Genomic DNA, 15,720 nt, shown 5'->3' on the forward strand with positions numbered 1-15,720 from the left:
TTTCTTGTCCTATCTCTCTATTTTTGCTCCTATATGAATTTATAAATACTATTATTATCATGAAGAAATTAAATAGCGAAACAGCAGTAAAGACGGTTCGTCCGGAAAAGGTCATTCAGTTTGGAGAGGGAAATTTCTTGCGATGCTTTGTCGATTGGATTATTTCGAACATGAATGAAAAAACAGATTTTAATGGGAATGTGGTCGTGGTGCAGCCCATTGAAAAGGGAATGATTGATATGATTAATCAGCAGGACGGATTGTATCATGTCAATTTGCAAGGATTGGAAAAAGGAGAGGTCATTAATTCTTATCGAATGATTGACGTCATTAGCCGTTGCCTGAATCCTTACAAGGAATATGCATCATATCTGGCTTTGGCCGAACAGCCTGAAATCCGTTTTGTCATCTCTAATACGACAGAGGCTGGCATTACGTTCGATCCGGCTTGCCGGTTGGAAGATACTCCTCCGGCTTCTTATCCGGCCAAACTGACACAGTTGTTGTATCACCGTTATAAGTTTTTCCATGGAGCGGCAGACAAGGGGTTGATTATTTTTCCGTGTGAACTGATTTTCTTGAATGGACATAAGTTGAAAGAAACCATCTATCAGTATATTGAACTCTGGCAGCTGGAAGAAGAATTTAAGTCTTGGTTTGAAACGGCTTGTGGAGTATATGCCACGCTGGTAGACCGTATTGTTCCGGGTTTCCCGAGAAAGACGATTGACAGCATAAAGGAACATTTGGGCTACGATGACAACCTCGTCGTGCAGGGAGAAGCTTTTCATTTGTGGGTTATCGAGGCTCCGCAGAGTGTGGAAAATGAGTTCCCGGCCAGCAAGGCAGGTTTGAATGTGTTGTTCGTTCCTTCGGAAAAGCCGTATCACGAACGTAAAGTGACCTTATTGAATGGCACACATACCATTCTTTCTCCGATTGCTTATCTTTCGGGCATTGACATTGTGCGCGATGCTTGTCAGGATGCGGTGATAGGAAAATACATCCGTAAGGTGATGGCTGAGGAACTGATGCAGACACTTTCTCTTCCGGTGGACGAACTGAAAGCTTTTGCGGTCAGTGTCATCGAACGTTTTGAGAATCCCTTCGTTGACCATCAGGTGACTTCCATCATGCTGAATGCTTTCCCGAAATTTACGGCAAGAGATCTTCCTTCTGTCAAGGAATATTATAACCGGAAAGGAATACTTCCTTATGGCATTGTGCTGGGACTGGCGGCATTGATTGTGTATTATAAAGGAGGCTGCCGGGCAGATGGTGCAGAAATCGTACCCAATGATGCGCCTGAGATTATGGCGTTTGTAAAGGATGCCTGGAAAACTGAAAACCTGGATGAGGTAACCCGTCAGGTGCTGGGGGCAGAATTCATTTGGGGAGAAGATTTGAATGAGATACCCGGACTTTCTCTGCTGGTCACAGAGATGCTGACTGATATTTGTGACAAAGGTATGTATCAGGTGGTAAAGGCCTATGTGGGCTGATTGATGGACAGAAATAAAGAAAAAAAGAAAATGGAGAAATTTTTACATATACACCCTGCCGACAATGTGGCGGTGGCACTGGCCGACTTGCAGACTGGAACAGTTGTTTCTGCAGATGGTGTTGCTGTGGTATTGAAAGAAGATATTCCTGCCGGACATAAAATAGCCTTGACTGATTTGAAGATGGGCGATGTAGTGATAAAGTATGGCTTCCCGATTGGTGCCCTGAAGGCAGAGAGACCGGCCGGTACTTTGATTAATGAGAAATATCTCAAGACGCTTTTGGGAGAAGTTAAGGATTATTCCTATACTCCGGTGGATATTCCTTCTGTGGAGGGGGACAGGAAGCTCTCTTTCCGTGGCTATGAACGGAAGAATGGAGAAGCCGGCATACGTAATGAAATCTGGATAGTTCCCACGGTGGGATGTGTCAACGGGGTTGCCAATGAACTGGTGAAACTGTTCAACGAGAAAGTGGCCACGGCTGAGCCTGACACCGAGGGTTTTGAAGGTATACATGCCTTTACCCATACCTGGGGATGTTCACAGCTCTCGGATGACCATGAAAATACGCGTAAAATCCTGCGCGACATCATTCTGCATCCCAATGCGGGAGGAGTACTTGTACTGGGATTAGGTTGCGAGAATAATCAGGTGGCTGCCTTGAAAACGCTTTTGGGCGATTATGATGCAGATCGTATCAAGTTTATGGAGTGTCAGAAAGTCGATGATGAGATTGCGGCCGGACTCCAAATCTTGTCGGACTTGTATGAAACGGTGAAGCAGGACAAGCGGGTGGATATCCCGGTATCGAAACTGAAAATAGGTCTGAAATGCGGCGGGTCGGATGGATTCTCCGGCATCACGGGAAATCCGTTGCTGGGACGTTTCTCTGACCAGCTGATAGCTTGTGGAGGTACATGTGTCTTGACAGAGGTGCCCGAAATGTTTGGCGCGGAAACGATTCTGATGGGACGCTGCATCAATCGGGAGGTATTTGACAAGACTGTCAGTCTTATTAATAATTTCAAGAATTATTTTATTCGCAACGGGCAGGTGATTTATGAAAATCCTTCTCCGGGAAATAAGGCAGGAGGTATTTCTACTTTGGAGGAAAAATCATTGGGTTGCACGCAGAAGTCAGGAAGCAGTGCCGTGATGGATGTGATGGAGTATGGTGACCGTATTTGTACCTCGGGCTTGAATTTGCTTAGTGCACCGGGTAATGATTTGGTGGCAAGTACGGCGTTGGCTGCATCGGGATGTCATCTGGTGTTGTTTACTACCGGACGTGGTACGCCCTTCGGCACCTTTGTACCTACGTTGAAGGTGTCAACGAATTCTTTGCTTTATCAGCATAAGCAACGGTGGATGGATTTCAATGCCGGTGTCATAGCAGAAGGAGTGCCGATGCTGGACGTGCAGGTAGAGTTTTTCCGTTTTGTGATGGAAATTTGTTCTGGCAAACGGACTAAAAACGAGGAAAACAATTACCGGGAGATTTCAATCTTTAAAACGGGTGTGATACTTTAAACATACGAAATCCGGAAAAGGTCTGTCAGCCTTTCCCGGATTTTATTTTTAGAATAACAGCGTATTTCTTTACTGACCAGTATGTCCGTTTCCCTTACTGTCACGGTATTCGCTCGGAGTCATGCCCATTTTCTGTTTAAAACATTTGCTGAAATACCGCGGGTCGTTGATTCCTACCATGTAAGAAATCTGTGTGATGGAGTACTCACCCGTATCAATCAGCTGTACAGCCCGGTTGATTCTCACTTCACGGATAAATTCTACGGGAGCAAATCCTGTCAGTGATTTCAGCTTTTTGAAGAAGACGGAACGGCTGACAGCCATTTCTTTTACCAGGTCGTCTACAATCAGGTTGCCGTTGTCCAGATTAGCTTCCATCAGCTCCATCAGCTTGTTCATGAACTTTTGGTCGGACGGTGACATTTCGGGTATTTTTTCTGAGGGAGCTTCGTCCTTCGTGTCAGTTTTAGACGGACTGTCCATCAGTTTCTCCCGGAATATTTCTTGCAGCTTTCTGCGTTTTATCAGAATGTTCTTCACCCGTGCTTGCAGGTAAGTGGCACTGAAAGGTTTGGTAATATAATCGTCGGCTCCGTATGCCAGCCCTTCCAGTTTGCTTTCAATGGCTGTTTTGGCAGTCAGCAGGATAAGAGGAATATGACTTGTGGTAAGTTCATTTCTTAAATCCTGCATCATTTCAAATCCATCTTTTACCGGCATCATGACATCACTGATGATGATGTCGGGTATCAGCTTCAAGGCTTTCTCCAGTCCGTCAGCACCATTAACGGCTTCTACTACATGGTATTCATCTGCGAAAATCGTGCGTAGGAAACTTCTCAATTCTACATTGTCTTCCACCAGAAGCATAGTGTCTTTCTGAATATCGTTTGCTTCTTCAGGGACAGGAACGTTAGTGCTTGGCGTGCTTTCTTCCACCGTTTGAGCCGGAACTTGTGGCTCTGAAGTAACCATATCATCTAAGATAAATTCCACTTTGTCGCCGTAATGTGATTTTCCTTTCAAGAAATCAATCTTGAAGCAACTTCCTTCATTGACTTTACTCCAAACCGAAATGGAGGCATGATGCATGTCTACAAAATCTTTTACAAGTGAAAGTCCGATTCCGGTACTCATTTGCTTGAAGATTTTGGAGTCTACATGATTTTCGAAGCGTACAAAAAGTACCTTCTTCTTGTTTTCCGTAATACCTATTCCCTGGTCTTCTACAGAAACAGACACACTGTCCAGGTTCTCAGTGAGGGTTACCTTGATTCTTTTACCGTCGGGGGTATATTTAAAGGAATTCGACAACAGGTTATATACTATTTTTTCAAACTTGTCGGCATCTACCCACAGGAAGATATGTTCTTTATTGGTTTCAAAAACAAACTGCATGTGGTGGTCTTTGGCCAAAGCTTCAAAATTGTCCATGATGCTGCGGGTGTAGGGCACGATGTCGGTTTGCTGCACAATCATTTTCATTTTTTTATTCTGAATCTTCCGGAAGTCCAGAATCTGATTGACCAGTCTCAGCATTCGTTTGGTGTTTCTGTCTACCACCGTCAGCTGTTCTTTCACCTCATGCGACAGTTCCTTGCGTCCCATGATGTATTCCAGAGGAGCAGAAATCAGGGTAAGCGGAGTACGCAGTTCGTGAGAAATGTCAGTAAAGAATCGCAGTTTCATGTCGGTGAGCTGATGCTCCATGGCCACTCTGTGCTTCAGACGGTAGATAGTAGATAAAATATAGACCGCAATGAAGACTACGAGCAGCAGTGCAAGTACATACAGCAGATATGCCCACGGGGTTTCCCAGAACGAAGGAAGCACGGTGATATGAAGGGTACGGATGTTGTCGGTCCATACCCCGTCGGCATTGGTAGATTTGACTTTAAACACATATTCTCCCTTAGGCAGATTGGTATAAGTGGCCATCCGCTGTTTACCGACGTAGTTCCAGTTGCTTTCAAAGCCATCGAGCATATAAGCATATTGTATGTCGTTAGGACTCGTATAATCGAGAGCCGCATACTGGATAGTAAAAATATTCTCTTTGTGCGATAAGGTCAATTCGTCCATATAATCGAGTGCACGTTGCAGGACGGAGTGCTCTCCCGGAGCTACCGTCTTGTTGGCAAGCAATAGCTGTGAAAACACCAGTTGCGGTACATAGTCACTTTTCTTGATGGAGTCTGGTGTAAACTGCAATACACCATTATTGGTGCCAAACATCATGTCGCCGTTAGACAGACAGGCAGAAGAAGCCTCACAGAACCGAAGGTTGTATCCCCGAAACCGGTACCGGAAGTTTTCGAATCTTTCCTCTTTGGGGGAGAACTTGCTTAGTCCGTTTTCAGTACCAATCCATAAATGCCCGTGTTTGTCTTCACTGATAGACATCAGGATATCTGAAGGAAGGCCGTCATACTCAGTGTACGATTTAAAACGGGCTTTCCCGTTGTTGTCTATGTCGATAAGTTTGTTCAGTCCTCCGCCGAAAGTAGCCATGAAAAGCTCGTCGTTTTGTGTGACCTCTATCCAGTAGATGTCATTATTGCTCAGTGTATGCTGGTTCTCGGAAGAGCAAAAATAATGCTTGAACTGAACATCTTCGGGGCGGGTGAATTTGACATGAGTCATTAGCAAACCGTGTGTTGTACCAATCCACAATCTTCCTTTGGAGTCACCGGTGATGCAGCGGACTTTGTTGCAGTAGTCGGTAGGGTAGTGGGTCAGACGGTTCCGGTGGTTGATGAACAGTGTTTCTCCTTTTTCATTTTCAGTGATATAATTGATGCCGTTGGAGAAAGTTACCACCCATATTCGTCCGGTAATGTCTTCATATACACAATAAAGATTGTTGTCCGACAGACTGTATACATCGTTCGGGTTGTAGCGGAAGTTTGTCAGTTTGAACTGAAGCGGGTCTTTGGTGGGTTCTGCCTTAATCAGTCCGGCCCCCTTGGTGGCTATCCATAAAATGCCCTTACTGTCTTTCAGAAGATGGTATACATTGCCGGCCAGCGGAGTGCCTTGATGCGAGATTTTTCCTGTTTCGGTGAGGTAGCCTATTTCCCGATTTGCTTTGTCATATACGCGCAGCATTCCATCCTTCAGCCCAATCCATAAAAATCCTTTTTCATCGTCAAAAATGGCACGGACTTCATTGCTCAGCGATTCATAAGGCGTATCTACCGGAATTCTTAGCTTGAAATGCTCGGTCCGGAAAGTAGCTTTTTCCAGTCCTTTGGAGTGCGTGCCCATCCACAAATTTCCCTGTTTGTCAGAGAAGGCCGAATGAATCTTGTTGGAAAAACGCCAGCCGTTTCCTGTCATGCTGTTGTAGAACGGACGCAGGCAGTTATGTTTCCTATCGAAATAGGAAAATCCCCCTCCATAAGGGTGCACCCACAATTGTCCGGCCTTATCCTCGTGTATGTGAAATGCCGGGCGTGACCTGTCTGTGTATGTAGGCTCTACATACACTTTCTCGCATTTGACAGTCAGGTGATAGGGGTTGAAATGAGCCACTTCTCCCACGATATTTTGCTCAAACCAGATTTCTCCGGTGGAGTCCATGAATACCGATTCTACAGGAGCCTCCAGTAAAAGGGAAGGTGGAAAGTGCTGTATGTCGCCATTGTCTGTGTGATACAGGAAAAAACCGTCGGAAACTGTGGCAATCAGTACTTGTTTCAGTGACTTGAGGTATTCAATACCGCATACGTTGGAAGATGCTGGCAGTTTGAGAGGAGAGAACTTTTTTGTGGACTTTTGGAATCTCCACACAGTACCTTGTGCAGCTCCGAAAAAGAGCTGGTCGTTCACTTCTCCGGCCACGTAGAATCGCTCTCTGTCCGCGTCCCGGAAGTAAAATTGAGGCATTGACTGTCCGGTCGGAATGCATCCCAGTCCGTTATCGGACAAAATCCATTCATTCCCTTCCGATACGAATAAATTATAGACGGTTGTTACCGGACATTTTTCCGATTTCGGAGAGTAATAATCAGTCTTCACTTGTCCCGATAAAGAGTCTGTCGTAACCCTTATGGCTCCTTCCCCGCGTGTCAGTAGCCAGGTGTGTCCGTTGGGAAGGACTTTGATGGAAGATATATGAATTCCGTTTCCTGCTTCTTCTGAAGCTGGAATCTTTTCAAACAATTCAGTGCGGGGATTGAAACGGAACACATTTTCATCGTAAGTCTGCAACCAGATATACCCTTGTGTGTCCATTCTCATGCAGTCAATTCGGTTGCTGCCTAAGATTGTCTGGTTATCCAGATTACCTTTATAAGTGTGGAAGGTATATCCGTCGAATTTGTTGATTCCGTTCCATGTAGAGAACCACATGTTTCCTTTGTCATCCTGAAGAATATCCATTACTGTATTTTCCGACAAGCCGTCTTCCGATGAATAGTGCGTCAATACGCATTCTTGCTGTGCCTGTGCATGGATGATATTCAGTATGGTGAGAAATAAACAGATGAATTTTATTTTCATAATATCTCCTTATATATATTGCAAAGATAGAAAAAACGGGGTAATAAATATCTTTAGCCCCCTAAAAATAGCTTCAGGGGCTAATAGGAAGGATTATTGTAGATTTTTTTCTATCCATTCCAGAATGGCATGTTCCGTTGTGTCCGACGTCCAGTGTTCGTTGACCGGAGTAATCAGGGTTTCTTTAGGACATGCCAGCGTGTTATACACAGCGTAACTGGTTGTGGGAGGGCAGGTATTGTCGTTGAATCCCCATGTGAGAAAGGTAGGCACTGTAATTTGTCGTGTAAAATTAATGACATCGTAATAGGCCATGGTCTTTCTTTTTTCCGGGGTGTCCATCCCTTTTATTTTGGAAAAATGTGGATAGCCGTCTGCCCGTCCGGCACGGTAGGCTGCCATATCACTTAATGCCGGATGGCTTGCGGCACATAAGGTTACCCGCTTGTCGAGGGCCGCAGTAACAAGGGCTAGGGCACCGCCTTGGCTTGCTCCTTGTACAATGACATTTTTCCCATCCCATTCGGGCAGGGCAGTCAGGAAGTCAATGCAGCGTATACAAGCCAGATATACCCGTCTCATGTAATAATTGTCGCGGTTGTCCAGACCATAAGTCAGATAACCGTTCTCGGCTCCGTTGAAGGCACGGCTGATTTCTTGGAACATTTCTTCAGACCACGTAGGGTTGAGGCCGTGTATTTCGAATTCAAACCGGATAAATCCTTGCTCGGCATAAAATGCATGGCGCAGCGGGTTTTTAATGGTCTTTATGCCTGCTCCGGGAGGACAGAGTACCACCGGACAACTCTTTGAAGTTGCTCCTTTCGGACGGAACAGATAGCCATAAATAGCCTGTCCCTTGCGGTTGAGTTGCAACTTCACCAGATAACAGTCTGCCTTTTCGGTGCATAGTTCCTTGACCGGACTCATCGTATAGCTTAGAGGGAAGGCCGCAGCTTCTTTCATATTTTCTTCCCAAAACGTTTCAAAATCGTCCGGCTTTTGCGTATAAGGCCGGATTCGTTCCGGTGAAAAGCCGACTTTGATATGGTGTCGGTAGGTTTTTCCTTGCAGATGAGCTGTCAGCCGGCAGTCCCGGAATCCGGGCTTTTTCATGGTGCCTGCCTTGATGATGCCCCGTCCGTTCCGTAGGGTTACGCTCCCGTGTGAATCTGCAGGCATCAGGTCATCTGCCAGTTCGTAATCCACCTTGACTCCGTCTTGTGGCATACCGTATAGATAAAGCCGTACCTCTATTTCGGCCTGTTCGCCTGTGTGATAAATCCAGTCGGGATGGTCGGGTTCCGTCATCCAAAGCACATCACTCCGGTAGGGATAATTCTCTGCCAGAAGGGCAAAAGAGCGGAACAACATCAGAAAACATAAAATAAATCTTGTCTTCATAGTATCGGAGTAGGGGCTTAACGTGTGACAGACAACAGGGCGTTCCCATTTTTGACCGGATTCCAGCCGTCTTCCCCAGCCAGGATGTGCTCCATGTCATATTCCTTCAGGTCTTTCAACTGGTGAGCGTACGGCACACGTTCTGCCTGACTGGCTCCTTCGCCTGTGTTTTGGTACTCTGCAAAGAAAGCTGTCTTCTCATTGGCTGGATTCCGCCAGTTGTTCCAGCCTTCGGGAGTAATGTGTTTTCCCAGATTGCAGCGGATGAATACCGCTTTTGCATAGGGGCGCCACGGACGGGCAAGATACACCTTTTCCACTCCTTCATCTGCGGTCAGCCGGCAATCGTAGAATACATAACCGTATGCCTGATGCTGGTCGGTAGAAGGTGCGGCTACGTATCCTTTTCCCAGACTGTGAATGTGGCAGCGATTGAATACGGCCACAGACCAGCCAAAGATAAAGTCTACTGTTCCCTGAATATAGCAATCCTCATAATATTGCCGGCTGCCTTTCTGGTAGGTATAAAGTGTGTCCTGGAAGCCCAAGAAACGGCATTTCTTGAAATATACCCGATCGGCACTTACAAAGCAGGCCACGGCTTGCCCTACGGGCCCGGCGGTATTCTCAAACGTGATATTTTCGGCGTAAAAGTCGGGACCGTAAATGTAACATGAAGCAGAACCGGAAGTCCCTTTTTCTTCTCCGAACCGGTTTAATTTCCGGGCATAGTCATCATACGAAAGTACCGTTCCCTCTTCTCCGATGAGGGAGATGTGCTGTTTGCTTTCTGGAATGACTATTTTTTCCTTGTAGACTCCTTTTCTGACTAATATGGTGGTACGTTTTCCTTTTCGGAAATCAGGTACGGCGTTGATAGCCTCCTGTACGGAAAAGAAATCACCAGAACCATCTTTCGCTACTACCAGATCATAATGTCTGAGGTAAGGCTTGAGTGCTGGCACTGCTTCCGTGACGGCTTTTGCGGCCAGTTCTGCCACGATGCTCGCTCCATATACATTCAGATGGGTATTGTCCTGACGGCCTTGAGGCAGGGCAGCTACGGTGTTTGGTGCTACCCAGACATACAGTTTCTTTGAATCTTCGGGTCCCATGCCTTCCACTACCTCATGAGTCAGCTTGTTTAAATCGACGAACGGTACATTCAATTCCCGGGCTACGTTTCGGGGAGAATCCAGATAGGCTCCATGGGTATCGATGAGGCGGGCATCTGAACCGATCGTATCTTTTGCCTGCTGGGTTGCGTTTTCACGCGAATCATCCTGAATGATGGCCTTCGCCACGGCATCAGCGTCCCCTTTGCCGAAGTTGCGGCGGACAATGGAGTTGAACAGCACTGGAATGCCTCCTTTGGCACGTGCCTCTGTGACAAACCGTTTCAGGTTTGCATCGAACGTCGTGCCGGGGTCGGTATGCCGTTCCTGATCGGGCTTCTCATCGTTATGGCCGAACTGGATGAAAACGTAATCTCCCGGTTTGAGCTTTTTCAGGACTGCATCCCAGCGTCCTTCATCAATGAAACTTTTCGAACTACGCCCGTTCACGGCATGGTTGTCTATTACAATGTCACTTGAAAAATAACGTGACAGCATTTGTCCCCATCCGCGTTCGGGATTGCCTCCATCCAGTTTCTTGTTGGCCATTGTGGAATCGCCGATGGTAAAGATTGTAATGACCTGTTTCTCGGAGGTAAAAGCTGTCAGCAGGAGAAACAGGCTGATTATAAAGACGAATTTTGTTTTCATAATTTGACTGTAAAAATGCTTTTATTTCTGGTTAAGCAATGCTTTCATGTCTTGCAGGTGTTCCCATTCCAGACTGGCCATGATGAAGGGTGCCACGGCTTTCGGGTCATTGTCTCTCACAAGTTCATGGATATAGTAATCATAATCTCCCATACGGTAGTTCTTACCTCCCAGTCCGGCTACGGCACAAACCTTGGTAATGCTGACCATTCCGTTGTGGTCCACCTTGATGAAATGTTTCAGAATGCCTTTGTAGCCTTTTTCTGCCACTTTCAGGTAAGACTGGTCAATGTAGCCTTTTTGAACTCCTTTCAGAAGAGAATATACAAACATGGCAGAACAAGAAGATTCCAAGTAATTGCCCGGATCACCGCTACGGTCGAGTACCTGATACCATAATCCTGTTTTTTTGTCCTGCAGGCGTTTAATCTGTTCTGCAACTTTATTGTAAATAATCAACATGGAATCTCTTCCAGCCTCATGTTCCGGAATAAATTCCAGTGCATCTACAAATGCCATTGCATACCATCCCAGCGCACGTCCCCAGCTGTGTTGGGATTGTCCGGTTACGGGGTCGGCCCACCGTTCCTTGCGGCTTACGTCGCAGGCATGGCGGTAAAGGTCCGTCTGAGGGTCGTAGGTGTGCCGTGCAGCCATAAGAAACTGGTTGATTACGTCCTGATAGGCATTGACCTCGGTGTTACGGAATGCGTATTCAGCATAGAAGGGTGCTCCCATATAGATACCGTCCAGCCATACTTGATGGGGATAGATTTTTTTGTGCCAGAAGCCCCCGTCGGCATTGCGTGGATGGGTGTCCAACTGTTTCCGGAGCATGGCCAGTGCTTTTTTGTATTTTTCTTCTTTCGTCTGTTCGTAAATGCGGAACAGGAACTTTCCTGAATTTACACGGTCCAGGCTGTATTCTTCCATTTTGTATTTTTTGATGCTGCCATCGGCATTGACCATCGTATCGGCATAAGTGAGGGCATATTCATAGAAACGTTTGTCACCATAACGGTCGTACACATCCAGCATGGCCTGTAATTCCAGACCGTGACAGTAGTCCCATTTCATTTGTGTCTGGAAATCCAGTTGCCAGGCTTCGGGCCATCGTATAAGTTCCGACTCAGCCATTCTTACCGACCAGGGCTGGTCACTTTTTACTGTCTGAGAAAATGTAATGGTTGGAATGAGCAGAAAAGCTCCTATTATCATTCCCGTTAAATGCCATAGTTTGTTTTTCATGGATAAAATGAATTAAAAAAGAATCAATCAAATATGTTTACGTAAACAAAAGTAGGGTTTCTAATGGAGAAAAATGTGTAGTTTTCACTTCAAAAGGTATAAAAATTGGTTTTTGTCCGTGTTTTTATCACTTTGGAGGTGCATCAACAGAAAGGTTATGCTGCAAAGCGGCTGCTTTAGGGGATAAAGGATATAAAAAGTCAGAAGCAGAAAAATAAATCACGGTTTTCGGGGAGAAAATAAAAAATCAAAACGATTTATTTTGTAACCATTCTTTGTGTATTAATCAAAAAATGGATGAAGTATGAATGTAAAGCAGTTTGTGTGGGGACTTCTTTTGTGTTTGTTCCCCATCATGGTGTGTGCGGAAAAAACCTCGGGTCTGGCATGGGATGCCATTCTGTATGACCAGCCTAATACGAGTTCCGTAAAGCTCCAGAAATTGTATGCGGGTGATGTGGTCGTAATCTTGAAACCGGAGCGTCCCGATTTTTGGGTGAAAGTACAGACCCGAAACGGCAACACGGGGTATGTGGATTCGGGGGCACTTGATTTTCCTTCAGGAATGGAAGGCTCTTCTTCGGAGGGGCTTGTGCACATGCAACTCTATACACCGCGTGACGGAATATACCGGGTGGTGACTGAAGATGCTGTTTTTTTCTATGGGGAACCAGGATATGGCGGGCGGGAGCCCGGGGTGCTTCCACAAGATACTATACTCAAGAATGTGGTGTATCGTTCAAAAGAGTGGTGTACATTTAAATTGCCCGACGGAAGCGAGGCCTATGTCAAAAAAAGATTCCTCCACAAGATGCGTCTTTATGAAGTGGCCGATGAGTTTGGTGTGGACTCTCCGGAATATGCGTCAGAAAAAGCGCTTACAGAGAAGGTCCCAGGCAATACGGTCTTCAACGGATTTAAGTCCGGACGCTATGGGGTATGGCTGGTGATTATTACGGCAGGTGTGCTGATTGTAGTTTCTCTTATCAGGAAGCTTCGGACTAACATCAAACTCTATGGCGGTTTGTTGTGCCTGATGTCTCTACTTGAACTCTGGTATTTGCTTTCTCTTGGAGCACTTGATGCCGGCTGGTTCTTGATGGTGACGAGCGATGTGGGCTGGCTGAATGTATTTCTCATGGCAGGTGTTACCGTGGTGCAGATTTGGTGTCTGCTTCAGTATACCGTGGATATTCAGGAAACCTTTGTGTTTAATTTTTCATGGAAAAGCATGTTGTTTGGTGTCTTTCTGGCCCTTTTGTTGTGTGCTTTCATCATCCTGCCGGTCAGTCTGGATTCGACAGCCTCTCTTGAGGGAGTAGAACCTCTGGTGGTAGTGATTGCTTTTTTGTGTCAGATACCTCATCTGCTGATGGTATTGTATGCTTTTTTCCGCAGGGCCAAAAATCGCCGTTGGGGCTTCTTCCTGGGGCAGTTGCTTGTTTACTGGGTGGCTGTGTCGGGAGCGGTCGTGGCTTGCTCCATTTCTCTGGCCTTGCTTCTTTTCATGATATTGTGCGCTATCGGTTTCTTGCTGCTGGCACGCTATGCACCGGAATATATGTTGAAGGAAGGATTATTTACATTGGATAGAATGAGCTATCAGAATGATATTGATGGTTTGGATAACTTGGTGAAAAGCGGGCGGATGTCGGCCTCGGATGCGGCTGCTATGAAAGATAAGCTTCTTCACAATATGAATAATTTTATACCGCACCGGAAAGGCGGACTGAAATAAAAAGTGTGTAAAGATTCAGAGCAAGAATCCGCATAATAGAAGAAGGACAAGCATGACTAACCCTACAATCAGTTTGATTCTGAAGGCATGGTTTTGGTCGGCTTGTTCTTTTTCTTGTGTCTGTTTCTTTATCTCCTTCAGTTTTTCCACGGAAAGAGTGGGAGGAAGCTCCGTGTGCCGGCATTCGGTCATTCGCCGGCGCGTTTCCTTCATACGCTCCCGGTTGCGCTGACGGAGTTCCCTGTTTTCTTTGTCCCTCCGCATCATGTCGTGGATGCATCCTAATGTTCCCATGATGGTTATGTTGAATAGAAATCTGACTTATACAAAGATAAAAATTATTCTTGCAAAGGACGAGTGATTATCCATCTAATTTTCAGTTTCCTATTCTTCGTCTGTTTGAATGTTCACTGAAAATTGCTACATTCGCAGTAGAATCAAAATCCAGTGGTTATGAGCAAGCTATATCCGGTAGGAGTGCAGAACTTTGAAGGCCTGATACATGATGGTTATGTGTATGTAGACAAAACTGCACAGATATATGAATTGTTTAATACAAATAAATACTATTTTCTGAGCCGTCCGCGACGCTTTGGCAAAAGCCTGCTATTGTCGACCCTTGAAGCTTACGCACAAGGAAAGAAAGAACTTTTCAAGGGACTGGCACTGGAGAAGCTGGAGAAGGACTGGACAGTATATCCGGTGCTGCACCTGGATTTGAATACGCAGAAATACGATACACCGGAATCGCTGACCAACGTGTTGGAGGAAAACGTGCAGAACTGGGAAGCACTTTATGGAGCATCTTCCAGTGAAATCGGTGTGGCCCGGCGTTTCCAAGGCATCATCCGCCGTGCATGCGAGCAGACAGGCCGCCGGGTGGTAATTCTCATCGACGAATACGACAAACCCATGCTCCAAGCCATCGGCAATGAAGCCTTGCAGAATGAATACCGCAGCACCCTGAAAGCCTTCTACGGAGCATTGAAGTCCATGGACGGGTGCATCCGCTTTGCCCTGCTTACAGGAGTGACCAAGTTCGGTAAGGTCAGCGTGTTCAGTGATTTGAATAACCTGATGGACATCTCCATGGACGACCGTTACGTGGAAATCTGCGGCATCAGCGAAAAGGAAATCCATACGTATTTTGAGGAAGACATTCACGTGCTGGCTACAGCTGCGGGCCTGACTTATGAAGAGACTTGTGCGGAACTGAAATCCAATTACGATGGCTATCACTTCACGGAAAATGCCGTAGGCATGTACAATCCGTTCAGTCTGCTCAATACGTTTGCGAAGAAAAAGTTCGGTAGCTACTGGTTTGAGACAGGCACACCGACTTACCTCGTCGAACTGCTCAAGCTCCACCACTATCCGATAGAAGAACTGGAACACATCGTCACCAGCCAGCCGGTGCTGGACAGTATTGATACGGCCTCTACCGATCCGATTCCGGTCATTTACCAGAGCGGCTACCTCACCATCAAGGGTTACAACAAGATGTTCGAGAACTACACGCTGGGTTTCCCCAACCGCGAGGTGGAACAGGGCTTCTTCAAGTTCCTGCTGCCCAACTACGCGTCGGTGAGCGTAAGCAAGTCACCCTATCAGATTCAGTGCTTTGTGGAGGAAGTAATGGCAGGCAAAGTAGACGATTTCTTCGAACGGTTGAAGACTATGTTTGCCGACATTCCTTACGAGCTGGCGCGCGACCGTGAAGTACACTACCAGAATATTCTCTACATCATTTTCAAGCTGATGGGTTTCTATGTGCAGGTGGAGTACCACACCAGTCGCGGTCGGATTGACCTGGTACTCCAGACGCAGGACTACGTGTACATCATGGAATTCAAGCTGAACGGCAGCGCGGACGAAGCTTTGGCCCAGATTCGGGAGAAAGGTTATGCCGCACCTTTTGCCAAGGACAGCCGTACGGTCTACAAGATTGGTGTCAACTTCAGCGATGAGCTTCGGAACATTCAGGAAGTGAAGGTAGAGATGGGAAAATAAGAAGAAACTACAAACA

Annotated in this window: 9 protein-coding genes; 4 read left to right on the forward strand and 5 right to left on the reverse strand. The window is 46.2% G+C overall.

All coding sequences use genetic code 11. From position 1 onward, the window contains the following. Positions 1-59 precede the first annotated feature (59 nt). Positions 60-1,502 carry a tagaturonate reductase gene (locus tag BACPLE_RS15915; protein WP_007563844.1) on the forward strand — a complete coding sequence of 481 codons (1,443 nt, stop codon included), beginning with the start codon at positions 60-62 and terminating at the stop codon, positions 1,500-1,502. A gap of 30 nt (positions 1,503-1,532) precedes the next feature. After that, positions 1,533-3,035, forward strand: coding sequence for a UxaA family hydrolase (locus BACPLE_RS15920; protein WP_040313403.1), 1,503 nt, complete (start codon positions 1,533-1,535; stop codon positions 3,033-3,035). Between the two features lie 69 nt (positions 3,036-3,104). Here BACPLE_RS15920 and BACPLE_RS15925 read toward each other — a convergent pair whose 3' ends face one another. The 4 genes from BACPLE_RS15925 to BACPLE_RS15940 form a co-directional block, all read right to left on the reverse strand. Further along, positions 3,105-7,538, reverse strand: a complete 4,434-nt coding sequence (locus tag BACPLE_RS15925) for a hybrid sensor histidine kinase/response regulator transcription factor (protein ID WP_007563848.1) — start codon at positions 7,536-7,538, stop codon at positions 3,105-3,107. A 93-nt stretch (positions 7,539-7,631) separates the two neighbouring features. Beyond that, positions 7,632-8,942 (reverse strand): acetylxylan esterase, encoded by a 1,311-nt coding sequence (locus BACPLE_RS15930; RefSeq protein ID WP_007563849.1) that lies wholly within the window; start codon positions 8,940-8,942, stop codon positions 7,632-7,634. Positions 8,943-8,959: 17 nt separating this feature from the next. Further along, positions 8,960-10,708 (reverse strand): pectinesterase family protein, encoded by a 1,749-nt coding sequence (locus BACPLE_RS15935; protein WP_007563851.1) that lies wholly within the window; start codon positions 10,706-10,708, stop codon positions 8,960-8,962. A 21-nt stretch (positions 10,709-10,729) separates the two neighbouring features. Beyond that, the gene (locus tag BACPLE_RS15940) at positions 10,730-11,926 is read right to left on the reverse strand and encodes a glycoside hydrolase family 88/105 protein (RefSeq protein ID WP_085930698.1); all 1,197 of its coding nucleotides are present in this window, start codon (positions 11,924-11,926) and stop codon (positions 10,730-10,732) included. Between the two features lie 334 nt (positions 11,927-12,260). Between BACPLE_RS15940 and BACPLE_RS15945 the strand changes: the two genes are divergently transcribed. Next, the gene (locus tag BACPLE_RS15945) at positions 12,261-13,694 is read left to right on the forward strand and encodes an SH3 domain-containing protein (protein WP_007563855.1); all 1,434 of its coding nucleotides are present in this window, start codon (positions 12,261-12,263) and stop codon (positions 13,692-13,694) included. A gap of 15 nt (positions 13,695-13,709) precedes the next feature. On the opposite strand, the gene BACPLE_RS15950 is transcribed toward BACPLE_RS15945, so the two are convergent. Next, positions 13,710-13,988 (reverse strand): hypothetical protein, encoded by a 279-nt coding sequence (locus BACPLE_RS15950; RefSeq protein ID WP_040313345.1) that lies wholly within the window; start codon positions 13,986-13,988, stop codon positions 13,710-13,712. A gap of 159 nt (positions 13,989-14,147) precedes the next feature. On the opposite strand from BACPLE_RS15950, the gene BACPLE_RS15955 reads away from it, so the two are divergent. After that, entirely contained in the window at positions 14,148-15,704 is a 1,557-nt protein-coding gene (locus BACPLE_RS15955) for an ATP-binding protein (protein WP_007563859.1), read from the forward strand. Positions 15,705-15,720: the final 16 nt, after the last annotated feature.

It is taken from the genome of Phocaeicola plebeius DSM 17135, from assembly GCF_000187895.1.
Classification (GTDB): domain Bacteria; phylum Bacteroidota; class Bacteroidia; order Bacteroidales; family Bacteroidaceae; genus Phocaeicola; species Phocaeicola plebeius.